The sequence below is a fragment of the Nostoc sp. genome (genome assembly GCF_036916975.1).
In the GTDB taxonomy this organism is placed as follows: Bacteria; Cyanobacteriota; Cyanobacteriia; order Cyanobacteriales; family Nostocaceae; genus Nostoc.
Genome location: NZ_JBALFF010000044.1, coordinates 1 through 24,980, shown reverse-complemented (window position 1 = coordinate 24,980; position 24,980 = coordinate 1). Strand labels below are relative to the sequence as shown.

General features: G+C 41.3%; 19 protein-coding genes and 3 pseudogenes. 12 read left to right on the top strand and 10 right to left on the bottom strand.

Features of this window, described 5'->3' with window-relative positions; genetic code table 11:
• Positions 1 to 25: 25 nt before the first annotated feature.
• Complete coding sequence (locus V7K73_RS10070) at positions 26 to 148, bottom strand: hypothetical protein (RefSeq protein ID WP_334879496.1); 123 nt, start codon at positions 146 to 148, stop codon at positions 26 to 28.
• Between the two features lie 73 nt (positions 149 to 221).
• Here V7K73_RS10070 and V7K73_RS10065 point away from each other — a divergent pair, with 73 nt between their 5' ends.
• The gene (locus tag V7K73_RS10065; protein WP_104907792.1) at positions 222 to 401 is read left to right on the top strand and encodes a high light inducible protein; all 180 of its coding nucleotides are present in this window, start codon (positions 222 to 224) and stop codon (positions 399 to 401) included.
• A 102-nt stretch (positions 402 to 503) separates the two neighbouring features.
• Here V7K73_RS10065 and V7K73_RS10060 read toward each other — a convergent pair whose 3' ends face one another.
• The 5 genes and pseudogenes from V7K73_RS10060 to V7K73_RS10040 all read right to left on the bottom strand — a co-directional run bounded on the left by V7K73_RS10060 (position 504) and on the right by V7K73_RS10040 (position 8,784).
• Complete coding sequence (locus V7K73_RS10060; protein ID WP_334879494.1) at positions 504 to 1,589, bottom strand: hypothetical protein; 1,086 nt, start codon at positions 1,587 to 1,589, stop codon at positions 504 to 506.
• 109 nt (positions 1,590 to 1,698) lie between these two features.
• Positions 1,699 to 4,674, bottom strand: coding sequence for a molecular chaperone (locus V7K73_RS10055; RefSeq protein WP_334879492.1), 2,976 nt, complete (start codon positions 4,672 to 4,674; stop codon positions 1,699 to 1,701).
• Positions 4,675 to 5,049: 375 nt separating this feature from the next.
• Positions 5,050 to 5,307 (bottom strand): annotated as a pseudogene (locus V7K73_RS10050) (hypothetical protein); the annotation flags it as partial.
• 35 nt (positions 5,308 to 5,342) lie between these two features.
• Complete coding sequence (locus V7K73_RS10045) at positions 5,343 to 6,191, bottom strand: Rpn family recombination-promoting nuclease/putative transposase (protein ID WP_334879530.1); 849 nt, start codon at positions 6,189 to 6,191, stop codon at positions 5,343 to 5,345.
• A gap of 52 nt (positions 6,192 to 6,243) precedes the next feature.
• Complete coding sequence (locus V7K73_RS10040; RefSeq protein ID WP_334879489.1) at positions 6,244 to 8,784, bottom strand: proteasome protein; 2,541 nt, start codon at positions 8,782 to 8,784, stop codon at positions 6,244 to 6,246.
• A 1,332-nt stretch (positions 8,785 to 10,116) separates the two neighbouring features.
• Here V7K73_RS10040 and V7K73_RS10035 point away from each other — a divergent pair.
• From V7K73_RS10035 to V7K73_RS10025, 3 genes and pseudogenes are all read left to right on the top strand, one after another.
• Positions 10,117 to 13,011, top strand: a complete 2,895-nt coding sequence (locus V7K73_RS10035; protein WP_334879487.1) for a GAF domain-containing protein — start codon at positions 10,117 to 10,119, stop codon at positions 13,009 to 13,011.
• 247 nt (positions 13,012 to 13,258) lie between these two features.
• Positions 13,259 to 13,981 (top strand): cyclase family protein, encoded by a 723-nt coding sequence (locus V7K73_RS10030; RefSeq protein ID WP_334879485.1) that lies wholly within the window; start codon positions 13,259 to 13,261, stop codon positions 13,979 to 13,981.
• 91 nt (positions 13,982 to 14,072) lie between these two features.
• Positions 14,073 to 14,258, top strand: a pseudogene (locus tag V7K73_RS10025) (aldehyde dehydrogenase family protein); the annotation flags it as partial.
• A gap of 161 nt (positions 14,259 to 14,419) precedes the next feature.
• On the opposite strand, the gene V7K73_RS10020 reads toward V7K73_RS10025, so the two are convergent.
• A complete protein-coding gene (locus V7K73_RS10020; protein ID WP_334879483.1) occupies positions 14,420 to 14,680 on the bottom strand; it encodes a hypothetical protein in 261 nt (86 codons plus the stop codon).
• 300 nt (positions 14,681 to 14,980) lie between these two features.
• Here V7K73_RS10020 and V7K73_RS29805 point away from each other — a divergent pair.
• From V7K73_RS29805 to V7K73_RS10005, 4 genes and pseudogenes are all read left to right on the top strand, one after another.
• Positions 14,981 to 15,145 (top strand): annotated as a pseudogene (locus V7K73_RS29805) (IS630-like element ISAcma27 family transposase); the annotation flags it as partial.
• A gap of 29 nt (positions 15,146 to 15,174) precedes the next feature.
• Positions 15,175 to 15,348 (top strand): hypothetical protein, encoded by a 174-nt coding sequence (locus tag V7K73_RS10015; protein ID WP_334879481.1) that lies wholly within the window; start codon positions 15,175 to 15,177, stop codon positions 15,346 to 15,348.
• A 105-nt stretch (positions 15,349 to 15,453) separates the two neighbouring features.
• Positions 15,454 to 15,615: a hypothetical protein gene (locus V7K73_RS10010; protein ID WP_334879479.1), complete on the top strand. Its 162-nt coding sequence runs from the start codon at positions 15,454 to 15,456 to the stop codon at positions 15,613 to 15,615.
• A gap of 198 nt (positions 15,616 to 15,813) precedes the next feature.
• Positions 15,814 to 16,263, top strand: a complete 450-nt coding sequence (locus V7K73_RS10005; protein ID WP_334879478.1) for a transposase — start codon at positions 15,814 to 15,816, stop codon at positions 16,261 to 16,263.
• A gap of 18 nt (positions 16,264 to 16,281) precedes the next feature.
• On the opposite strand, the gene V7K73_RS10000 is transcribed toward V7K73_RS10005, so the two are convergent.
• The 3 genes from V7K73_RS10000 to V7K73_RS09990 all read right to left on the bottom strand — a co-directional run bounded on the left by V7K73_RS10000 (position 16,282) and on the right by V7K73_RS09990 (position 20,272).
• Positions 16,282 to 16,863 carry a hypothetical protein gene (locus V7K73_RS10000; RefSeq protein WP_334879476.1) on the bottom strand — a complete coding sequence of 194 codons (582 nt, stop codon included), beginning with the start codon at positions 16,861 to 16,863 and terminating at the stop codon, positions 16,282 to 16,284.
• Between the two features lie 373 nt (positions 16,864 to 17,236).
• Positions 17,237 to 18,946, bottom strand: coding sequence for an alpha/beta hydrolase (locus V7K73_RS09995; RefSeq protein WP_334879474.1), 1,710 nt, complete (start codon positions 18,944 to 18,946; stop codon positions 17,237 to 17,239).
• 405 nt (positions 18,947 to 19,351) lie between these two features.
• Positions 19,352 to 20,272: a DMT family transporter gene (locus tag V7K73_RS09990; RefSeq protein ID WP_334879472.1), complete on the bottom strand. Its 921-nt coding sequence runs from the start codon at positions 20,270 to 20,272 to the stop codon at positions 19,352 to 19,354.
• 282 nt (positions 20,273 to 20,554) lie between these two features.
• Between V7K73_RS09990 and V7K73_RS09985 the strand changes: the two genes are divergently transcribed.
• The 4 genes from V7K73_RS09985 to V7K73_RS09970 all read left to right on the top strand — a co-directional run bounded on the left by V7K73_RS09985 (position 20,555) and on the right by V7K73_RS09970 (position 24,866).
• The gene (locus V7K73_RS09985; protein ID WP_442936750.1) at positions 20,555 to 22,873 is read left to right on the top strand and encodes a cytochrome-c peroxidase; all 2,319 of its coding nucleotides are present in this window, start codon (positions 20,555 to 20,557) and stop codon (positions 22,871 to 22,873) included.
• Between the two features lie 216 nt (positions 22,874 to 23,089).
• Positions 23,090 to 23,587, top strand: coding sequence for a GNAT family N-acetyltransferase (locus tag V7K73_RS09980; protein ID WP_334879470.1), 498 nt, complete (start codon positions 23,090 to 23,092; stop codon positions 23,585 to 23,587).
• Between the two features lie 58 nt (positions 23,588 to 23,645).
• Positions 23,646 to 24,323 carry a ComF family protein gene (locus V7K73_RS09975; RefSeq protein ID WP_334879468.1) on the top strand — a complete coding sequence of 226 codons (678 nt, stop codon included), beginning with the start codon at positions 23,646 to 23,648 and terminating at the stop codon, positions 24,321 to 24,323.
• An 87-nt stretch (positions 24,324 to 24,410) separates the two neighbouring features.
• Positions 24,411 to 24,866 carry a PPC domain-containing protein gene (locus V7K73_RS09970; protein WP_334879466.1) on the top strand — a complete coding sequence of 152 codons (456 nt, stop codon included), beginning with the start codon at positions 24,411 to 24,413 and terminating at the stop codon, positions 24,864 to 24,866.
• The last annotated feature ends 114 nt before the right edge of the window (positions 24,867 to 24,980 follow it).

The following is a 24,980-nucleotide window of genomic DNA, read 5'->3' as shown; positions in this document are numbered from 1 at the left end:
TCTAAAAGTTTATAAAAATGAGACTCTAGCCATTTTTAACATCCTTTCCAGAAAATTGGTGAAAAATAAGATTAAGCGATCGCAAACCTGCTAAAATAAAAATACGTACCCGTAATATATCTGGCTGAATTTTGAGTTTATGTTGCATTTTCGTAAAAACCTGTTACATTACTTTACAGACAGTGATAACTGTTACAACATAAAAGCTCGGAGTATTATTTATGGCAAACGTTAAGAAGACTACGCCTTCGGTATCAGAAGATCCTAATGCTTTGCGCTGGGGCTTCACTCCTCAGAGCGAAAATTGGAACGGTCGTTTTGCAATGATTGGTTTTTTATCTGCCGTTGCACTTGAAGTATTTTCTGGTCAAGGCATTTTACACTTCTGGGGCATTTTATAAATTTAAACGTTTTTAGCTTCATTAGATTATGAGGTAAGGCGGGGATTGGCAAAATTGTCTGTCTTGCCTCATAATCTCAAGAATTAGAAAACTCGCCAGCAATTAACGTGATGAGCGAAATATTACACGACCTGGAGATTCTTCTTGATTGATTCGCGCATAGACTCGAAGACAAGTTAAGACTTCGCCAGGAATACCACCACAGTCTAGTTGTAAGTCATCCTTAGATGAAGCACAGATATCTGCATAAAGTCCCGATAATTGGCGAATTCGCACTTCATTACCTGCATTAATAGCTTCATCAGCGACTTTTTTGAGGATGCGCCGTGATTCATGTTGTAGCTTTCCCCACCAAGAATAGCGTTCAGCCGGTGGTACAAATACTAGGGAATGTATAGCTTCGTCGATGTCAATCCAAGCACGGAGAATTGACAGGGGATCAGTATTTTTCTCAGCTTTTTGGGTACGTTGGAAGCGATCGCTTAAAGCATCAATATATTGATCGCGCTGTTCTGCTTTCGAGTGTAAGGGAATCACATCAAAGCTAAAAACGCTCTTTAAAGCATGATGTAAATCTGGGTCTATTTCAATAAAATTCATATATAAAAATAGGAATGCTGCTGGTAAATCGGATACATTACCTTGAGCATTTTTAGGATTTGAAAGTACTTGTTGGTATAAGCATAATCCCTGAGTTTGAACAGTACCACTAAGCCCAGGGTAGATAATTTCGTCGCGGATAAAGGGAAGCTGATAGAGGTTAGAATTATCTGCGATCGCACCAACTTCTTGGGCTAAATCTAGGGTGCGCGATCGCCAAGTTGCAGCCAAATCTTCTGGTACTCGCAGCAGCTTGCGTTGAATCTCATTCCATAAATCTGAATCTGTTGTGCTTTGCAATTGGGAATTACCCAGATAATAATTAAGTTCTGAATCAGAATCAAAAACTTCCCGCAGGTGACTTAATTTTAAATCATCTGACGCATCTTCCCAACCAGTATTTTGCTGTGGAGGTTGCAACAAATTATGAAGTTCTTCCAGCACCTCATCGCATATTTTAGATCCTGGATCTAGTGGAAATTGTGTGCGAGCCTGATTTAAACTCGCCTCTAATCCATACAAACTAAACCGCAGTAATTGGGCTAACTCAGAATTTTCTATCTCTAATAATTGATGCAAGTGCTGCATGAATCTCACCTCCAAATATTACTTGTATGTGATTCGTAGCGAATTAAACCTTTGCGTACCTTTGCGTTTAAAATCTTAATTTTTTCAACGCAGAGGTTTAATGCAAGAGTTAATGTATACCGCAAAATGGATCGCGTTCTTTATCAACTTCGTTGGGCTGCAATTCTAATTCAGCCAGATAAACGCATCCCTCTTCTTTGAGGCATTCTTGACTGTTTGATGTCCAGTAAGGGACTTCACCGGCGTGCATCCGCAAAATGCCTTGATCGTCGAGAGTTACACGATATTGACAAGGGTAATCTGTTGTCACATCTGGTTTGCTGAGTGCGCCAATTCTTATCCATTTTTTGCTGTTAGTTTCGGCGTCTGTTTGATAAACATAGAAGGTGTGCTGGCCAGTTTGCGGGAAGGGAGGTAAGGGATTACTAATTAAGCCAGTTCCTGGTTGTGTCGCCCCATCGCGCAGATAGTGAAATTTTTGGAACAATTTACTACCATCATTTCCTACTTCAAATACAAGATGATAGGCATCTGGTTGATCAACAGTTGCAGACTCAATCACATTGACGGCAATATCACCATCATTTAAATCTTTATTGAAGCGTTCGACAGCGATATTCCAGTTCAATTTGCCATTCGCAAATAGCGCTGATTTCTCTGAAACTACCGATTCCAAATCAATGCCAGGGATATCAATTAAATAATGGGGATTTCCCTGACAAAGCAACACACTAAATTCAAGGGTTTGGTCAATTTCAAACTGAACTTTAATTTTTTTGAGAAACTCTGCTTCTCGCATTTCCAGTTTATTCATCAGGTTTTTGCCGTCGAAACTACCCCATAGTCGTAAATCTCCATCTTCGTAGTCTTGACGGTAAATAATATTAGTTAATTGGATTCCTTGCCATACAGTCCGAACCTTGGCGACGCTTTCCCAAGGTGCTAGTTGATAAAGTTCTTGTCCAGCCTTGAATATGGTGAGTAAATCGTTACTTTGAGTTTTGCGTTTGAAGTTGCAGGGTAAATAATAAAACAGGTTTTTAACATCAATTTCTAGCTGGTTGGCTCCCTTACGCAACAAGCTTTTAGACTCTTCTGGATCGAACCTTAATCTTCGCAGCTTCTCGGCATAGCAAGCACCGGCGGAGGTGGCTAATTTGGTAAATTCCAACACAAAGGTAATTCGTTCTGGATTCCACACAAAATATGGAGATTTACTAAATTCTTGGTAGATTTGGCGCTGCACTATCTCTAAATTACAAGTTTTTCCAGACAAAATTAACCAATCAACTTTTTGGGAATTCCAAGAATCTTTGGTGATATCATCAGGACGCAAGCGACTTTCCATCAATCCTTTAGCAATCCCGATCGCTTCTTTAATTCCTGAAACGGCGGCTCGTTCAAATTGCTGGTTATCTAAGGTAACGCAGATGCTATTTGGATCGTTGACTTGTAATTTAACGGCGCTTTGGGTGAGCAGTTCAGAAATTTGCTGCTCAGAAAGTGTGAAGGTTAATAGAGAATTATCTGCTAGTGCTTTTTGTCCAAGTTTAAGTTTAGCTGCTTCTGCATGATCCCAGAGGATATAAAATGATTGCAGACGTTGAGGCGCTTGTTGCCAACGGGTGGGTAATACTTTCTCGGCAATATCTAGGGCTTCTTTGTAAGCAATATCACCTTCTGGATTCTCTTTATCTAAACATTTCAAAAGACTGCCAGTTTTGAATTTACCTTGTTCTAAAAAGCGCTCGTTTAATTCAGAGTTAATTAAATCTTCTAACTTTTCGCTTTCAATATCACCTGCTATTACTGCTGTCAATAAAAAATCTGCGATCGCAACTTTTAATAATCTAAAAATTCGCAGTGTAATTAACTCGCCACCTAACTGTAAATGACCAGATGAACCTAATAGTTTGGGAGTAAGTTTATAGTAACGTCCTCCTAAACCTCGGTCTTCATAATCGGCAAAAGTAGGGGTTTTATCTTCTAAAGTCAGTTCAATTAAAGCTAAGTCTGTGGTTCCCCCGCCAATATCCAAAACTAGAACATTTTGTGACCATTTGTTTCCTGCTTGACGACAACGAGTTTTGAATGACTCGATGCCAATGTTGAGATTACCACCAAATTCTCGCCATAAAAAGAATATTGCTACAGAAACAGCTTCATCATAAGCAGTTTGCACATCATCGATCCCCAACTGCTCAACTAATTCCTTAACTTCCTTGCGAACAACTGGTGGGGCGACAGTGGGGTAGGTGACAACTGCTGTTAAAAAATCTCCTTCTGAAAACCTGCGTTGGGCGCGTTGGCGGTAATCTTCAGTTAACTCGATTAAATGCGCCCAAGCAGATTGGATCAGTTTGTTGGCGGTAATTAATTCTTCTTCACCATCCAAAATAACTGAAAATAACCGTTCCTGACCAAAATACCGTTTGGGTGAATGGTGAAACCTGCTGATAATTTCCTTTAAAGAACCGCTTGTACCTTGAGCGATCGCTTTTTTTCGGTTATCTCTGGCTTCCCTTCCCATCCGCAGTTTTAAGTCGCTTAACTGCGAAATTTCCGACTCGCTAGGAATTTCCGTATCGCGGCGATCGATATCCAGCACAACTGAAATCAGATTTTGCGACTCTAGAGTAGGGACGCGGAACACCTCATGATAGATTTGGTAAAGTTTTTTGCTGACAGCACGGCGGAATCTCTCACTGTTTCCTAAAGAAAGTTCAATTTGGCGAATTGCTTCCAAAAATCGCTCTTTATTGTCACTTTCAAAGACTTCACTCAATTGGCTGGGTTCTATCTCCAGGTTTCTGCTAATTTCTGCGATAAACTTTTCCCAATCATCAGCACTGACATCTGGTAAAGCTACTGAGGCGGGAGAACTCAGCCATTGTGATAAGCGATCGCGCAACCGGATTTCTTGTTCTTTGGGTAGAATTTCTGCGATCGGTACTTCAATTGGATCGAAAAGTGTAACTGTGGAATTCGATGTCCCAAAATCTAAAGCAAACCATCCTGGAAATCTTTTTTGTTGTTTCTCGCTTGGTTCTTGCTCGCTATATTTGTTGAGTTGAAAAGGGTTCATTATAGTATTAGTTTCTGTTGTTCGTTTTATAGCTGGCTAAAAACTGTAATGTTCTATCATAAAATTACAAATTTAGAGAATCTTTGGTCTTGTACCACTGATTCTCTTTAGCACTGGCTTTTTTATTTGGCGCGATACCTAGTTTGGGCTACGCTTTTATATAGAAAGGGAGTAGGTGTAGGACAAACTAGGCGATCGCTATGAAAATTGGAGCAGTTACTAAGTTGATGTTGAAGATTCTTGCTCATTTGCAAGTCTTACTTGTTCGACTTCTTCGATAGTTAAATGAAGTAACCTCGCAACCTCTTCTATCGAAATACCATAAGCTAAACACCGAGGTATAAGTTCAAGTTTTGCTAGTTTTCGTCCTTCTTTTCATCCTTCTTTTCGTCCTTCTTTTCGTCCTTCTTTTCGTCCTTCTTCTCGTCCTTCTTTTCGTCCTTCTTCTCGTCCTTCTTTTCGTCCTTCTTCTCGTCCTTCTTTTCGTCCTTCTTTTCGTCCTTCTTCTCGTCCTTGCTGTAATCCTTGTTCTAGCCCTTCTTGTTTAGCTTCTTGATAAACTCTAGTTTCTTCTAACTTAATTCCTAACATAGCCTCTACCTCTTTACGACTTAAGTTGGCAAATTTATAAACAGCGTAGGCGTAGCCCGCCGTAGTCATCGTTGTGATTACTCAGCTGCGAGTCTTACTTGTTCGATGGTTAAATTAAGTAATTTGGCAACGTCTTCCATCGACATACCAAGAGCTAAGAACTGAGGTACAACTTCAAGTTTTGCTTCTTGTCGTCCTTCTTGTCGTCCTTCTTGTCGTCCTTCTTGTCGTCCTTCTTGTCGTCCTCGCTGTAATCCTTGTTCTAGCCCTTCTTGTTTAGCTTCTTGATAAACCCTAGTTTCTTCTAACTTAATTCCTAACATAGCCTCTACCTCTTCACGATTTAAGTTGGCAAATTTATAAACAGCAATCGTTGTGATTACATCTATTATCTCCTCCTTAGCTAAAAGAGTTATCTGTTCTTCTTGCACCCGCTCAATTAAACGTTTCGCTTCTTGCACCATTTGAGTCTCTGAGGCGATAGTCAACTGCATCAAACTGATACCTACTCTTTGCTCATCAGGACTACCTAACTCATCTAAATAAATCCGTTGTACTTGGGAACTGTTCAGTAACGATCTGTGAATAGTAGTGTTTTCCGGTTCCAAGCTGCGAGACTGTAAAATAATTACACCGTACCAGTCATCATAAAGCGACGGGTTGCGATACATATACAGCATCGATTCTGAGAAAAACCGATGGTACAGTAACTCATCTTTTTGGAATTGTACCTCAGCAAAAAATATCATCTGAGATGTTGCATCAGCTGGAGGTAAAAATACCCCATCAATCCGAAATGTTGGCTCTTTAACTTCAACTGATTCAAAACGATAGCTACTAGCTTCGGCTGGTGGCTGTTCTACTAACTCGAAAAATAATCCGGGAACACGCTTAAAAATTGCATAAAAAATCGCATCACGTCTCACAAATACATCCTCATAACCGTAGCGATCGCAATCAGTCACCTTCTGAGTTAGCTTATCTCAAATCATCTAAGTAAGAAACAGCAGCAAGTTCTGAAATAATCTGCAACCAAGTAGGAATTGCGATCTCAGATGGCAAGTCTCCAGCCGCCAAATATCTCAGCAAAGTTTCTTTTTTTGAAAGGTTTTGTAAACTAGGAATAATCTGATCCAAAATACCTTCTAGTTCAGAATTAATTTGCTGATTAACTTCGCTAACATACTGCACAAGGTGAAGGCTGGCGCTAGCAGTAATTTCATCTCGCAGCCGCAGTACTAAAAGTTGGTGATTGCTGGATCTAGGTAAAGCTTGGCTTTTTTCTGGTGCCCAGTCAAAGATTTGACCAACGTTGTGTTTCTCGTCTTGACGCGCTAGGGGAAACATGATTTCGGGTGCAACGGTTTTGTTTTTACTACTGATTTCGGAGATGATTGCTTCTTTCCATTCGTTAGGATCGCATCCTAGTAATAATTTGTAAAAGAGATCGGCATCTTCAAAACCAAATTTTTCTTCGATTTCTTGTTCCATATCTGGATGGAAAAATGCCTGCAATTGTTCGCGTTCTGGGGCTACATAATTTGACAATTGACTTAACAAATCTACCACTGCTTGATGGATGCGATCGCGGGCAAAATCTTCTACTTCTTTAACAGTTTTCTCAAATACTGGATAAAAATCATCGCTTTTAGTCGGAAGGGAACTATTGACGCGATTTCCCCGATCGAATAATTTCCCGGCTGCACCTTTAGATTCCGCCAGAGCGATCGCTCCATTGTTAGCTTTATTGAAGAGTAAAGTCCACTGGTTCCAATTCAGTATTCTAAAGGTAAGTTCGTCTTTTACTACATCGCTGACGACAACACCGCGCCGATCTTTAAGTGGTTCTTTCCCTAAATCTTTTTGAAAATTCCTATAGATTTTATCCAAGCTTTCGACCACAAAGCGCAATTCGATAAAGGCGGGACTGTCTCCTGTGGGGATGCCTTGCTCGTGAATTTCATCTATGATGTCTTTCAAGTAATCTTGTTGCTGGCTCACCACATCAGCTGCTCTTTTAGTATCTTCATACAGTTGCTTAAGTCCATGAGTCGCTACGTGGGTTTGAATCAATTCCCGCAGTTTACCAAGTCCCCCATCTTGAGCAAAGTAACCTAGCTGTCTACCCAAATAACTGCGAGTGTCAGATTCTAGCAGTCGTTCACTTAAGTGCTGCCATTTTTCTTGTAGCCGTTTAGACCGATCTAAATAATCAGGATAGTCTAAGTTAGCTAAAAATTCTGTTGAACCTGCTTTGACGGTACTAGAACGTTTTGCCAATTCAGCTAATCCCAACAGTGGCGATAGTAAAACGATGCGGTCTTTTTGAGTTGTAAACGCTTCTGCGCCGTCAATGGTAGTTTGCAGAATTTTGAGTTTTTGGAAAACGGTTTCCTCTTCTAAATCGCTATCTTCAATGAGTTGATCGAGTTCTCTTTCGCCACCTTCGCTATCTAGGGGTAGTTGATCGAAGCGACCCACACCTACGAGAATTAAATCTTTTAGGTCTTGTCCCGGTCGCTGCTGCTGCATCATCGTGAAGATTTTATTGGCGCGATCGCTCCCAGGAGATTTACCATTTAGCAATACCAAAATTGTTTGTACTTCTGCTAATTCTCGCAGCGACAAAAAGGTATCCCTAGCCCCCGAATTAGCAGCCCCCAATCCCGGAAAGTCGATGAGAATAAATTTTCCTGCGTCTGCAAAATCCCAAATTTCCCGTGATATTTTTACATCAATATCTACGCGGCGGATCAGTGGGAAACTGTTTTGTAATAACTTGGTTGGTAGTCTCTGGGGTGGACTCGGTAATCGGATATGCGCGGGGGGTAAATCTTCAAATTTCAGAGTTTGGATTGCCATTGGCTGTTCGACTAGCTGTAGCCCTTCGCGGGCGGTGGTAGCATCAATCTGGTAACGTCCACCACACATAACTTCCCCATAAGCTTGATAAGCCCGCAAGAATAATACCAACTCCCGGAGTAAATAACGCAGTTCTAAATTGTTACTGCTATTCCATGCTTCTTCACACCAGCCAATAATATCTGTGCCAGAGTTGAGTTTCGATACTGGTATCGGAGGAAGCCCTGCTGCTGTTGTCCGTTTATTGGCTTCCCCTAGCATGAAGCGTAGACACTCATGTACTCCTTCATGAGAAAGATAATCTACCGTAAAATTACTTAGTTGTGTAGTCGCAAAATCTTCTTGCGATATGATGTGTATGGCGGTAACATTACCTGTAGTGGGGTTTTCGCTGACTGGCAAAGCATCTGCATATCCAATTAGACTGCCTAAAAGTAAAGTTTTTCCACTACTGAATTCCCCCATCACCCCAATTTTGACAGGTGAAGTTGCAAGGTCTACAGTTTTCTGGGCAGCTGACCGCAGACGAACAAGACAGTCATCAAGACTAGCTGGAACCCAATCTTCTTGTTTTGAAGGGTGCTGGGGTACAGAATCTATCTTTCGGAGGATGAATTCGCCGTACTCCTTAAAACGGCCCAGTTTATCTGGTTCCATAAAATAGTTTCCGCCTAACATTAATTTCTGTGAGCTTTATAACATATAAAATGCGATTGCTAGCCATTGTTGCAACGTGTTGATATCACATTTAGCATTTCTCTCATTTTCTTTGCGATTTTGGGAGCAGGCGTTTTGAACCGTCAAGACAATTTTAATAAATCGGGTTTTAATTGGAAAATTGAAGAAGAATTTAGAAGTCAGAATGGGCTAAACCTTAGCTATCCGCTAACAGGAGTCAGAATGAATAAAGTACAGTTTTATACCACCAATTGAATAAAGACTCCTTAGTTGAGATGTGGCTATTAAACCCTTTTATACTCTTTATTTTAAGAGAATGTCCAAACAATATTAAGTGAATATAATTCGCTACTACACTAGCATTGTCTACCTACGCCCAAAACATCAAAAATCAACAATTTCCAACCCACGCAGGTAGGTTTTGTCTGTATAGCCGCCACTTATAGTCGCCAGGACTCTAAAAGGATCTTTCAAAAGTGTCGTATAGCACATCAAATTCTGACATTACCCCCGATATATTCGGGGGCTTTAAGAGGCTATTCCCCCTTGTAAAAAAGGGAGGGTATTAGATATTTTGAGTAAGAAATATAACTTTTAAAATATCCTCTAATTCATGCTGAATTCTTATTGATAAAAAATCAATATTTATTTGATATGAATTTCTGATTATTATAAAGTTTTGATAAAGATGGAAATGCCTCATAGTTAATCAGATAGTTTCCGTGAAGCTAAATCAGCTTTTTGAGCAATGCGATTAGATAGCTAAGATGAATTTATAGGGAATTTTAAGAATACACAAAGTCAAACAAGTTTCCTGACACATGGATGCCTTAAATTTAACTAAAAATACTGAAATTAATTTTAATCATAACTTCAGTATTTTTTTCAATTCACTTCCAGTAAGAAAGGAATTATTATAAATAAAGGATTAAGATAAATAGCAGGTTGACAGGAAGATTATATGTAGTTATTAAGTAGGTATACGTAATTAAACATAATAAAAAACCTCAGCCTCAATCCCTCTCCTTACTATTGTCGGGGTCAGCCGGAGGCAGGGTGAGGTTTTATATTTAATTTGACCCACTTACTTAACATCTATTAATTAATTATATTTTCCGACTATTACCTTTTTGCAGCAGATGGTAGCGTTGTTGGTTACATCGGTTATTGGGGAGCATCTCAATTTTAGCTTAAATCTTTTTCCTCACCCCCAGCCGCTCTCCCATATGACGGGAGAGGGGAGACATAATTCTAGTTCTCCCTCTCCCAAACATGGGATTTGGGGTTAGGGAATGAGGGCTATCAAAATTTTTGCACATTTGGGATGCTCGCGGTTATTGTGTTGATATAACAGAAGTGCGACCTCCTCTGAGAGAAAGCTGCTCGGCATCTACAAATTATTCTTGTTGTCTGCATCAAATTACAGAACAAAAACAGGTGGCATTACCAAAAGCACTAGAACAACTACAAGCTGAAACTGCAAAACGCCAAGCAGTTGAAGCACAATTACGCCAAAAAACATCAGAATTTGCAGCGATTTTGCAAGTGCTTCCTGATTTATACTTTCGTATTGATGCTGATGGAAGTATTCTGGATTACAAGCCAGGATTGATGGAGCATCCGTATATTCCAGCAGGAGATTGTCAGGGCAATTTGCGAGAATGCCTACCGATTGCTGTAGGCGATCGCTTCCACCAAGCAATAACTCAAGTACTTGAAACTCAATATCAAGTCAGTTTTGAATATACCTTAGCGCTACCATCGGGGAAGAATAATTTTGAAGCTAGGTTATTACCATTACCAGACCAGCAAATCATAGTTCTTATCCGCCACAGCAGCGATAACATCCAAGCAGCATTTATAGAAGGCGATGCCAAGTTTCGTAGCATTGTTGAAAACGCCAATAACATTATTTTTGCGCTGACACTTGAAGGGATATTTTCCTACGTTTCTCCTAACTGGACTGAAATTTTTGGACATGAGGTTGCAGAGGTTGAAGGCAAATCTTTTATTCTCTTTATACATCCTGATGATGTGCCTATCTGTGCCGATTATTTTCAAAGAATTTTGACAACAAGCGAGAAACAAGACGCAATTGAATATCGGGTAAAACACAAAAATGGTAGTTGGCTATGGCATACAAGCAACTCATCTGCTATTAAAGACGCTAATGGTAATATTTTAAACTTTGTTGGTATTTGCTATGACACCACTGAGCGAAAACTTGCAGAGTCAGCTTTAGCAGAACGGGCGCGTTTAGCAAATTTTCGTGCCGATGTAGACGCAGCCCTTACCCAGAGTGACAGCTTACAGAAGATGATGCGCCGTTGTACTGACGCTTTAGTTGAACATCTTGATGCAGCCTTTGCTCGCATCTGGACGCTGAACAAAAAAGACAACGTATTGGAGTTGCAAGTCAGTTCTGGGATGTATACCCACATTAATGGTTCCCATAAATGTGTGCCAGTTGGTCAATTCAAAATTGGTTTAATTGCCGAAGAGGGCAAACCCCACCTAACTAACTCTGTGCAGACAGATCCCCGCGTGGCTAACAAAGAGTGGGCAAAGCTTGAAGGTATGGTCGCCTTCGCTGGCTATCCCCTGGTTGTTGAAGATGAAACTGTAGGGGTGATAGCCATGTTTAGTCGTCAAACGGTGACAGAATCAACTTTTACAGCACTAGAATTTGCCGCCCAGGAGATTGCCATTGGCATCAAGCGCAAACAAGCAGAAGTTGCACTCAGAGAAAGCGCCCAACGGGAAGCCCTACTCAATCGTCTTTCTAACCAGATTCGAGCTTCCTTGGATCTCAATTACATTGTAGAAACCGCAGTGCAGGAGATTCGTAACTTATTTCAGATCGATCGCTGCGCCTTTTTTTGGTATCGGCAAGATGCTGATTTACCTTACTGGGAGAGACTATATGAGGCGAAAAGTTCCTCTTTTTCCTGTTTGCTTAACTACCAAGAAGCAACTAATGCAGAAATCGAACTAATTGCAGCCAAAACCTTGAACAGAGAAATCATCCGCATTAATGATGTTGAGACTGCCGGCGATGCCTGCGGCGGGCTACGCCTACGCACTACACAACAATTTTTGCAGGATTTGGGTTTCACTGCCTTTATGTCGCTGCCTGTACATACCCAATCTGGGGAAATTGGCACATTTAGCTGTAGTTCTTGTAGTGGCTCTCGTCCTTGGTTGGACAACGAAGTAGAATTATTACAAGCAGTTACAGTTCAACTAGCGATCGCCATAGACCAAGCAAAACTTTACACCCAAAGTCGTATCGCTGCCCAAACAGCCCAAGACAAAGCCCAGCAACTAGAAGCGGCACTGCTAGAACTTCAACAAACCCAAGCGCAACTGATTCAAACTGAAAAAATGTCCAGTTTGGGACAATTGGTTGCAGGTATTGCCCACGAAATCAATAATCCCGTCAATTTCATCTATGGCAATATTAGCCACGCCCGTGAATATACTAAAGATTTATTGGACTTGGTAAAACTTTATCAACAGAACTACCACCCACCAATACCAGAGATTGAGGAACAAATCGAGACTATTGATTTAGACTTTATCAGGCACGATTTGCCCAAAATTCTAGATTCTATGAACATGGGAGCCGAACGCATTCGGCAGATTGTCCTATCTTTACGCAATTTCTCTCGCCTTGATGAAGACGGCAGAAAACCAGTAGATATTCATGAAGGTATTGATAACACCTTACTGCTGTTGCAAAATCGCCTGAAAGCCAAACCAGGAAATCCCGAAATCCAGGTAATCCGAGACTACGGCAACCTGCCACCAGTAATGTGTCACGCTGGACATATTAATCAGGTGTTTATGAATCTGTTGACAAATGCGATCGATGCTTTACAAGAGGGAGTGGGCAATGGGGCATGGGGAGTGGGGGAAGAAGCACTCCCTACTCCCCAGATTCGCATTCGCACCCTCATCGAAGCAGGTCATGTAATTATTGGCGTTGCCGACAATGGCCCAGGCATGACTGAGGAAGTACGCAAACACGTATTTGACCCCTTCTTTACTACGAAGCCCGTCGGTAAAGGCACGGGCATGGGGTTATCAATTAGTTACCAAATTGTTGTAAAAAAACATGGCGGGCAAATCCAGTGTATTTCAGCCCCAGGAGAAGGTACTGAGTTTGCGATCGTGATTCCATTCAAGCAACAACCCGATTTGTAGATATTACAAAAAATTAATTAGAATTTAATTAAATGTTAACCTATTAGTTGTTAACTATAGATTAATTCACTTTTTGCTGCAACATTTGAACCCCCCCAACAACCTGAAATTTACAGGAATTGGGGGATTATTTCTTCTAATACAGGGCAAAACCTACGCAGTAGTGCAAACTAGGCAATGTCTACGACGGGCGTAGCTGCGGCATATTTGAAAAAATCTCTGAGTACAAATAAAATAGAAGGCTGGGATGATACAACCCCAAAGTCACAATAGTATCACCTACACACGGATTATCCACCTAAGTCATGTAATTGACATAGATATTCCCCAATGGTCTGGCGACCCTCCAGTAGAATTTGAAACTGTGGCTGAACTGAATAATGATGGCTATTACCTGCGGCGTTTCTCCTTGGGAGAACATAGTGCTACCCATATCAACGCCCCTAATAGTTTTCATAGTTATGCCGTGGGAATTGACCAATACCCAGCCCAATCTTTGGTTGTACCTGCGGTGGTCATAGATAAACGCCTTGCCACAGCAGTTAATCCTGATTATGCGCTGACTATTGCTGATGTTCTGGTTTGGGAAGAAGAATACGGTGAAATTTCTCCTGGGTGCGTAGTTATACTGAATACTGGTTGGCAAAAAAAGTGGTTTGATAAAAGTGCATTCCTAAATCATGATTCTCAAGGAATTGCCCACTTTCCGGGTTTTGGTAACGATGCGGCTCAATTATTACTGGATGAACGGCAAATAGCAGGGGTAGGAATTGATACTCACGGTGTCGATCCCGGACAGGATAACAGTTTTGCTATTAACCACTTGGTGTTGGAGAAACCGCGCATTGTATTGGAGAATCTCACCAATTTGGATCAATTGCCACCTAAAGGTACTACTCTAGCGATCGGCATTCTCAGGTTGCGTGGTGGTTCTGGTTCTCCTGTGGGGGTGTTGGCGTTCGTGCCTTAATTTTTATATCGATATTTGTATCTGCTGCCAATTCCCGAAACTTGAGGATAACTTAGAAAGCAAGCAAACTTAGTACACAAATTCCAGTAGGCCGATTGTCAATGAAAAGCAACTCCAACAGGTGAGCAAGTATTTGGATATCGCCCGTGAGGAAGGAGCAAAGGTTTTAATTGGTGGACAAATTGCCAGTGAAGATTCATTGAAAAACGGTTACTTTTTTCAACCAACTATTTTGGATGATGTCACTCCTGATATGCGCGTCGCCCGTGAAGAGATAAGTAAGTGGTCAAATTAAATATAAAACCTCACCCTGCCTCCGGCTTCCCCCGACAATACTAAGGAGAGGGATTGAGGGTGAGGTTTTTCTTATGTTTAATTACGTCTACCTACTTATTTAGGCTAGTGGGGGGGATTACTTTTCGTCCTCGGGCCTCCGCCTCATGTTGTACCAGTAGTACCACCTGTTCCAGTGCCTCCTTGTGTACCAGGATCTGCGCCTTCGTCAACTGTTCTAGTAGCACCTCCAGAAACAGAACCTAGTTCGTGTTCAGATAACCCATTCGGAGTCTTAGGAAAAGAGGTAGTCTTATTAGGAGGGATGAAATTACCTCCAGAAACAGAAGCTATGTCTTTCTCAGATAACTCATTTGTAGTATTATCTTGAGCGATGGGATTTTTGGAGTCTTTGTTTTCAGTCATTGTATGTTCTCTTTGATTTTTTAGCTATCTAACCGTATTTTTAGAAGTGACTAATCATGAACAATCACTTTTGTGATGAAATTTCTCAATGCTCGGTTTGGATTGATATTTTATAGCTTAGAAGCGATAAAATATTTTTACAATACACAATATTTCTGTGGGAATAACAATTTTTTAGTTTCTGATATTTTTCGAGAGAGTAGGGGATGGGGAAAAGTATATAAGTACGTAGGCATGAAAAAACCAAACTATGTAAAGATAAGTAAATACAGAGAATGCATCTACCGAGGTAGCTAAAATATGGGCGCTCGTTTAAGGGTATTTCTATCTAATGAGCAAGACCGAACTTTGTTAAACCTTAGAACTGCGGATGTAACACAGAAAGTCAAAGACCGAGCAGAAGTAATCAGATTAAATACACATGGCTGGTACGTAGAAAAAATAGCCGCTCATTTTAATTGGACTCCGCAAACAGTAAGAGAGGTTTTACATAAATGGCAGAAGCTAGGTCTGGAAGGGCTTTGGGAATTGCCTTTCTTCGAGGGGGAAAACAAAAATGGACTGAAACTGACATTGTGTTTTTAGAGGAATGCCTCAAAAAAGAACTACGTACATACAACAGTCGTCAACTCACTGAAAAATTAGAACGCGATAAGCTTTCGGCATAGCTTCGCTTACCGCAATGTGCAACTGAGTCCTGACAGATTAAGACGGGTACTCAAAAAAAGGGGAGCCAGTGCGTTGGGCGGCTCTGCGGACTTGAAGCAACTGGCGTGGTCAATTGGAAGCGTGCCAGAAAGAGCCATAAAGGAAAACAAGACCCTGTAGTACGCGATCGCAAGCAAGCAGACTTAGATATGTTGGAACTAGCTGCTGCAACTGGAGAAATTGATTTAAAGTATCTTGATGAATCTTTCTTTTTGTGTATGGAGTGAACCAGGTTACACCTATTACTTTAGAGGTGAGCAAAAACGTTTAGAACTTCACATTGCGTCGTGGTCGTCGGCTAAGTATTATCGGGTTTCTGCAACCTTTAGTGAAAAAGCAGGGGAGCTCTTAGCTGGGAGCAGGGGAGAAAAACCACCCACAAGGGGTGGGGCTTCAACCAAGCGAGAAAAGGAGCAAGGGGGCTTTTGCCCACAAGGGGCAAGGTTTGTACCTTTTCCCCTGCCCTCTGCCCCCTGCCTCTTATCAACTTTATTTACGGTTTAGTTATTGGGGGTGTTGACCGAAAATCTTATATCCAAATGATGGAACAAGAAGCCGCTGATGCCCAGAAGACAGAACGTATAAGGGTAATTGTCCAGGATAACGGCCCGATACACCGATGCAAACAGGTGCAGGAGTTATGGACAAAATGGGAATACATGGGATTGTACATTTTCTTTTTGCCGAAATATTGTTCTGAAATGAACCCAATTGAATTGGAGTGGCAACACCTTAAAAAAGATGAACTATCTGGGCAAATGTTTGATGATGAGTTAGACCTTGCTTACGCAGTAATTAAGGGTGTTGAAGCTCGGGGAGAAAGAGGAAGCTACAGTATAGAACGTGTAAAATTTAACTCTGGTTCTTTTAGTTAAATTTTCGTTACATAGTTATTATTTTTCACACCCACTGCGTAAAATGCGATCGCGGATGGTTTTTAAATGCTCCGGCTCGTCAAGTGCTTCCCAGTTTGTCAGCATCTGCGATCGCACCAGATGCTCTACCCACTCTGTAATGTTGGATTCTACCCTTTTCCCGATCTCTTTGCCATATTGCAATACCAACTTACATAACTTTTGGGTAAGAAACGGTTGTCCTCCTGTCCAGTTTAAAACTGCTTTGATTAATTCTTGGCGATCGCCAATATCTACTAGTCCCTGCGCCAGTGGTTGCGTCTCTGAGAGTTGAAAACCTGTCAAGTCAACTGCACGACCAATATTAAAAGGTGTCCGCCCTTTGTCTTTAATTAGGTTGGAGGGCGCTACAGGAGCATTTGATATTACTAATTGTTTGACCGCAGCCAGCAATTGTCCACAGCGCAAATCGTCAGGACGTACTGCCCATTTAGTGATGATTTCAAACTGACCTCGGCTTCTAGCTCGTTCCAACCCTGCCTGAATTTCCCGCACTTCCTCGTCTAGGCGTAGCTTGTTTGTGTTCGTGGGATTGGCTGACAAAATCAGGATTTTCTTCACACTGCTTTCAACCATTAAACGCGGGATTATTACTTAGATGTAGTGTACTACAGCATAGTTAAGCTTAATTACTGATGACCATTCATATATTTTTGTTAAGGACTTACGCATTACATACAAAATGTAGGGGCAATTCATGAATTGCCCCTACGGGAAATCAAGGCTTTGACTACCTTGAAAGCGTAAGTCCTGTGGATATTTACTGAGATATCGAAGTGAAAACTCTGTTGATATCGTGCGTGTACTCGCAGCAAACATGGACAGTGCGCGGGAACTCGCCAGAGAATAAACAAACTAATTGTTTATAGTCAAATAAAAATCATCACATGCAGCAATGCAACACCAATATCCAACATCCAAAATCCGAAGCCGACTATGGTGTTGGGAAGTTTTTTTTTGCAGGTTTGGCTCCTTCAATATCCAGCAATTGTGCTAATTCGGTTGTATTCAATGACTTAACCATACTCAAACCAAGCGACTTACTAGAAATGCTTTGAGTGTAGGCGGCGTTAAGGTAAGGGGTGTATTGCGGCCTGACTGCAATGTATGTTTGGAAGAAAGGTAAACTTAAAACATTCATGTAACGACGCGCTTGGGAAGCATCGCCAATCATATCAGCAGGTAATGCTACTTGTTGATTTGCGGGGTTACCATTGCCAATGGTGGAAAAGTGGGTGCCGCCTACAAGCATGACGAGATACTTTTGTGAATTCGCCAACCAGGAGAAAGGTAAAATTTGTTCGGATAAAGCCGGTGCAACTGTATCATCACTACTGCTGACGATCATTACTGGAGTTTTTATTTGACTTAAGCCAGCTTTGCCGAAAATAGAACTAGTAATGGGATTAACTGCGATCGCAGCTTTCACTCTCTCATCCCGCAGGTTATAATTTTTGCTAAACTTGCTGATGCTCAATTCTAAAGCGCTACACTGGAGCATTAAAGACATATTCCAGGTATTTTGCAGTGCTGCTGGTTGACAGTCAAGTTTTAGCTGCTCAAAGTTGATTTTAGCGCCTGCTAGGGCTAAGGCTGTGTAGCCTCCCAAAGATTGACCAAATACTCCGACTTGTTGCAGATTTAACCGACCTTTAAACCGTGAATCAGATTGATTACCTTTTTCCAATTGATTCAGGATATATGTTATGTCCATTGGTCGGTTTTTAAATTCACCTGGTTCTGCTATTTCATTGGCGTGTCCATTTAACAGAGAATGCAATTGTTTCGCATCACTACCAGGATGATTGGGAACGACAACGGCAAATCCGTAAGAAGCTAGGTGCGTGGCTAAATATTGAAAGTTGCTACTATCTAAACCCAACCCGTGAGAAATCACAATTACGGGTGCAGGATTCTGGACATTGGGAATGTAAACATCAGTTAATAAAAGCCGATTGCGTGTTGAGTCGAAAAACTTTTGGGTGTATTTTTGCGACTTAAACTTTCCCGGAACTTGTAAATCAGGTAATTGTGATAAATTTGGTTGTTTGATGGTAGCAGCTTCTATTTTAGACTCTTGAGAAACTGCTGCGATCGCCCGATGGGTTTGGTTAACAAGTTTCTCTAATTCCGTACCTATTTCTAAAGCTTGGGCTACGTCAAGGCGAATGCTGCTGCTGGGATATTTACGCAACACATTCAAAAGTGTCAAGCCTTCTGATTCACCAGAGGCTAAAATTAGCGCCGAACGCAAACTACCAAATCCTGGTTCTTGGTCACTGGTTTTAATCATTTGCGCCAACCGATGCAGCAACAATTCTCCTTGCTGTGTGTAGAGAAGTTGCGAAACTACTACCGGACTAACTTTCACACGATTAAGTAAAATTCGCCGCAATTCTTGAAGCTGTTGAAGAGGCAGATATTGCTGATAGGCTGCCAAGTCTTCGTTAATTACACCTGTTTTGGCGTAGTTTTCTAAAGTGGTGACTGAAATGGAAAGCTCTAAAGCTGAATAAGATGCATAAATCCGCTCTGCTGCCAAAACAGAATTGCTAATTCCAAATGTTGGCAGCACCATTGAAAGAACCAGCAATAGGGAATTTTTTCTCAGGGTGCTGGCCCAATTACCAAACAAACTATTCATCGCTCAACTGTTTCGGTAGTCTGGTTTTATCAGGTGTTGGCTTTGGTAGTTATTCTGGCGCCCTGCTTGGTTTACTTAAAGTTATTAGCCTGATTTTATCAAAACAGAATTTAGGAGTCAGGAGTTAAAATCCTTTACTAATTAATTCTGACTCCTGAATTCTGATTTCTGAATTCTTCTGCAAGAATTTTCTCTTGGCTATCAAGTCAATAATTAGATCCTACAGAGTCACACAGATGGTTAAAGTATCCATCTTATAAGAGGCTGACCCCGTAGTTTGCCTTCACTAGTAAATCATAACAAATAAAAAATTCTCTGCCTCAGTATTTCTCTTGTAGCTTTGAATATGCCACGAATTTGCTAAATGAAAAAACCAGGATAAATTCTGAAAATTATTCTTATTAATTAGCTTTTCCCCAAAGCGATCGCTACTGAACCTGTGACTATTAAACCCGCTCCCAATATCGCTATGAAAGTAAAGTTTTCTGATGGTATCCACTCCGGTGCAATAACTGATACAACTGCAACTGATATTAATGTCACAATGGGAGCTAAAGCTATTACTGCACTGACTCGTGATGCTTCCCAATGTTGTAATGATTCGGCAAAAGCACCATAAGCGATTAGAGTATTCAAACCACAAAAAAGTAGCATTAATAAATGGAAAGTATCAAGTATAAAAAGTGATTGTATTTTGGCTAGAGGAGTGAATAATAAAGCACAGCCCCCATAAATCATCAGCATGATACTAGGAGAAGATAAAGATTGTAATAATTGCTTTTGTGCCAAAGCATAAATAGCCCATGACGTTGCTCCTAGCGCAATCAAGACACTACCTAGTATATATGTGTCATGCGCTGTGATTAAATTTGTTAGTTGTTCTCGAAAAAATAAAAGATAACCGCAAATCATTACACTGACACCAATCCATTGATACAGTCGGTAACGTTCTTTAAAAATCACTAACCCTCCGAAACCTAATAAAAGGGTAGATAATTGAATGAGAACTTCAGCATTAGCAGGCGATGTTAGTGCTAAACCTTGCATAAACAGAAAGTAATTAATCCCTAAGAATAGTGTAGCGATCGCTAATAATTTCCAAGAAGCAGAACGCAATTGTTCTAACTTTGGTAATTTACCGCGTATTCCTAAATACATACCAAGCAGTAAAAAAGATATCAAAAAGCGAAACCAAACGACGGTATAGACATCAAGCACTTGCAGAGTTACCGCCAGAGTAATAGGTAAAATTCCCCACAATAAAACCGTTAATAGCGATAATGCTAGCCCTAAGCGCCAGCGAGCAGAACTTTGATGTAGTGACATTAAAATATTTTACCTAAAGTAGGGCTGATGATAAATTCAAACATATCTAATTTGTATACCTAAATTTTCTCAAGCTCTTGTAGATAAAGTCAGTAAATCGCCTAGCTAATGCAAGTTAAATGTAGAATAGCTTACCTAGCTTGATAAATTTTTTTATAGTCTTATAGCGTTTTTTGTTCACATAAAATTTGTAAATCGTCTAATTACTTTACATGAATATTACATTTGAAGTATGATTACAGATGTATAATTTTTTCGGTGTTAATTTACTACAAAAAACCTATGGGGATTATACCCATAATAAGCTTAGTAGTCTTTATTACTGGCTTCTTAATTTATTTGCTACTGACCTCAAGAGGTCGGTTTTTGCTCAAATCTTTGGTGACAAAAATAAAACGCCAAGAGTGGAGATTCAGATATAGCAAGCTTAATTACCTGAGATCAAGATTTTTAAAGACTATAACAATTGCTGCCCTTATTCTGGCAGCAGTAATAGCTGGAAATACTGTATCAGCTCAGGTTACGCCGCCTTTATCTTCGCTCAAGAGCGTATCGGTTCCTCGGCCTGATAATCTTGGAGACTTCGTAAATAACGAAGGAGCTGCAATCAAGTTAGGAAAAGCTCTCTTTTGGGATATGCAGGTTGGGAGCGACGGACAGACCTCCTGTGCTAGTTGTCACTTCCATGCTGGAGCCGACAATAGATCCAAAAATCAGATTTCTCCTGGGCTTTTGCGGATTAACGCTGATGGTACACCGAATCCAGATACAGTTTTTGATATAGGTGGTGGGCCAAACTACCAGCTTAAACCGGGAGATTTTCCCTTCCACAAGCTGTCAGATCCGAATGATCCTAAAACCGTTGTATCTGATCGAAATGATGTCACTTCCTCTCAGGGAGCCTTTAATGCTAAGTTTGTTAATGTCGTACCTGGTAGCGCAGCAGACAAAGTAAAAACGCAGCCAGATGCGGTGTTTAATGTGGGAGGTACAAATGTGCGCCACGTCCAGGCGCGTAACACCCCAACCGTGATTAATTCAGCATTCAACTTTCGCAACTTTTGGGATGGAAGGGCGCAGAACATCTTTAATGGGGTGAATCCCTTTGGTTTAAGAGATCCTAACGCCTCTGTGGTAAAAGCACAAAACCCAAATCAGCTTAAATTTGTCAAAATCAGCCTGAATAATTCGTCTTTGGCTTCTCAGGCGCTTGGTCCGCCACTCAGTTCCTTCGAGTTGTCCGCCGATGGTCGGACTTTTCAAGAAATTGGTGATAAGTTCGGGCGAATTGACAACAGAAAATCTAGCAAACTGCCGCTAGATAATTTAGATAATTTAGATAATTTAGATAATCTAGATAATTTAGATAATCTAGATAATCTAACTGATACTCTGGTTGGGCCGCTACTCAATTCCGTTGACCAACTTAATGGTAATTTGGCGCAAATTGGCAATAGTAATTCTCTCAGCACACTGCTGCAAAATGTTCTGTCAATTAGTGGTACAAAGCTCCCCAGAGCCTTGGGGGAAAAGTTATCTACCCTCAGACCGCTAGGCAAACAGGTTGTGCATCCACAAGACAGCGTTTTAGGTGCAGACAGTAGATATCCTCAGCCCGGACTAAAGGAGAAAACCTACGATCAGCTGATTAAAGATGCCTTTAAGCCGGAGTGGTGGAAGTCTAATCAACTCATCCAAGTAGATGCTCAAGGTGTACGGACTTTTGTCAACAGCGCTGATAACTCTTCTCAAACCAATGAGTACACGCTGTTGGAGTATAACTTCTCGCTGTTCTTTGGGCTTGCAATTCAGTTGTATGAGTCTACACTCATTGCCAACGATACGCCCTTCGATCGCTTCTTGGAAGGAAACACCACAGCCCTAACCTCTCAGCAACAACAAGGTAAACAACTGTTTCAGGGTAAAGCTCTGTGTATTGGTTGTCACGTTGGATCGGAATTAACAGCTGCTTCAGTGAGCAGTGTGGCTAAAGACGGACGAATCAAACGTGCGCCATTCGGTGCAAGATCCCCTGAAGACAATGGTTTCTTCAATATCGGCGTTAGACCTGTTACTGACGACCCCGGTTTGGGTGGTAATGACCCTGTGCAGAATAATCCGCTTTCAGAGGCACGATTGGCTCAGTTAGGGAAATTTCAGCTTCTCCTGGGCGAAAACCCCCCCACCCTCAATCCACCGTTGAATTCTAGTGAAACAGTGTTTGCAAACGGAGCTTTTAAAGCGCCTGGACTTCGCAATGTCGAACTCACTGCCCCCTACTTCCACAATGGAGGTCAAGCGACTTTAGAGCAAGTGGTTGATTTTTACAATCGAGGTGGTGACTTTGGAGTTCTTCCCCCGCTAAATCTTTCACCAGAAGAAAAACAGCAATTGGTCGCCTTTTTAAAGGGACTGACTGATGACCGAGTTCGGTACGAGAAAGCGCCTTTTGATCATCCGCAACTTTTCGTTCCCAATGGACATCCGGGTAACCAGACATTCGTTACCGACGATGGTACGGGCAAAGCTACAGATAGCTTCCTGGAAATTCCTGCTGTTGGTAGGAATGGCGGTAGTGCTACACCAAATTTCTTGAAGTAATAACATTTCAGGAAATACCTGATAGTCATAGATATGTAGGGGCGTACATCTGTACGCCCCTACATTTATTTGTTAAAGATGACTTTTGTCAGTACTGGCACAATTCAGGGGTTGAGGTACCGCCTGAAATGGACTCTGCAAGAATTGCTATTTGCTGAGTAAATTGGAATATAGAACCAGAAAAATTTTCTGTGTAAACTTGACCAGCAAATGGTAATGAAAAACTATTATCAAGATTTTTTAATCCGTGATTGGGTGCAAAGCGATCGCACACGAGCCGCCGAAGTCATCAGTTATGTACTATCAGAATACGGTCTGGGTTGGGAACCAAAGGGCGCTGACCGAGATGTGCTGCGAGTAGAGGAATATTATTTAGCTACTGGGGGAGAGTTTTGGGTAATTGAACACCAAAGCCAGTTAGTAGGTACTGGAGCATACTACCCCATACACCGTGGCAAAAAAGCTGTAGAAATCCGCAAAATGTATCTTTTGCCCAGCATCAGGGGTTTAGGATTAGGGAAATATTTGTTACAACAACTAGAAGCAGCGATCGCAGACCGTGGTTTTGAGCAAATTTGGATTGAAACCGCCAGCGTTTTAGTAGAAGCAGTCAAGCTGTATGAAAGCAACGGCTACACTCCAGCAACGGGAGTAGAAACAACAAGGTGCGATCGCGTGTATGTTAAATCACTCCATAACGGTTATGAGTTATGAAGTTTGAATTTTTAACTCCTAACTCCTAACTCCTAACTCCTAACTCCTAACTTTTAAAATGCATACGTGGATTAAAAATCTTACAGGCTTACTCAATCTTTTTCTCCAATCCCATTGTCCTCTGTGCCAACGTGCAACCTCACAAGAATTCTGTCAAAATTGCACCAGACAACTGCAAAAATGTCAACGTCAAGACCAGATTTCTCTGTGGCAAGAGCCAATACCAGTATTTGGCTGGGGGGAGTATGGTGGGCCGGTGAAACGAGCGATCGCAGCGATGAAATACGACAATCAACCCCAAATAGCTCGTTCTTTAGGTCACTGGTTAGGAGAAGCATGGTTGTTAAATTCACCGAGGCGAGATAGCCACCCTGTGGTGGTTCCCATCCCACTTCACCCTAGCAAGCAAAAGCAACGTAAATACAATCAAGCCGCACTCATAGCCCAAAGCTTTTGCGAAATAACTGGATTAAAAGTGAAACTAAACGGTTTAGCAAGAGTGCGAGAAACTGAAGCGCAATTTGGTTTATCGGTATCTAAACGAGAAAAAAACTTGGCTAACGCTTTTGCTGTTGGCCAAGAATTTCGCTATTGTCCCCCAAATGTCCCTGTGCTGTTAGTGGACGATATTTATACTACTGGTGCTACTGCTAGGTCTGCTGTGCAAACACTTCGTCAGAATGGAATTCTGGTCTTAGGATTAGTAGCAGTAGCCACTGCCGTTAAAGACGGATAAATCAAGAATTAATGGACAGCCTTTAGCATATAAGTGCATAAATTAACCGAATTACCCTATTTTTGGAGACAAAATTCTTTGAAATGTATGAATAAAGTTTTTGCGGCAGGTTTAAAACAACTCACGATCGTTCCTGCTACATTGCTGGCAATAGGTATAAGTACAAGTACAGCTTTTGCTCAAAATAAGTTGTATAGTCCAATTCCTTTATCTAACAGTACTGAATTTTCCGATACCCTCTCAAACAAAGATATTCCCACAGGTCAAGGTGGGTTTGCGCGTGACTACATAATAAAGTTACAGAAGGGCGATAATTTAGCAATTGACCTGTCATCCGAAAACTTTGACACCATGATCACCCTGCTAGCACCTGATGGATCGACTTTGGCAGAAAATGATGATGGCCCTGATGGTACTAGCAATTCGTTACTATTTACTCGCATCGTAGAGACAGGGAATTATGTGATTCGTGTCCGGTCTTTTGGGGAAACTGGGGTTGGGGCTTTTAAACTTAAGGTAACAAAGCTTCAACCGATTAAGTAAAGTTAGGAGTTAGGAGTTAGGAGTTGGGAGTTAGGAGTTAGGAGTTAGGAGTTAGGAGTTAGGAGTTAGGAGTTAGGAGTTAGGAGTTAGGAGTTAGGAGTTAGGAGTTAGGAG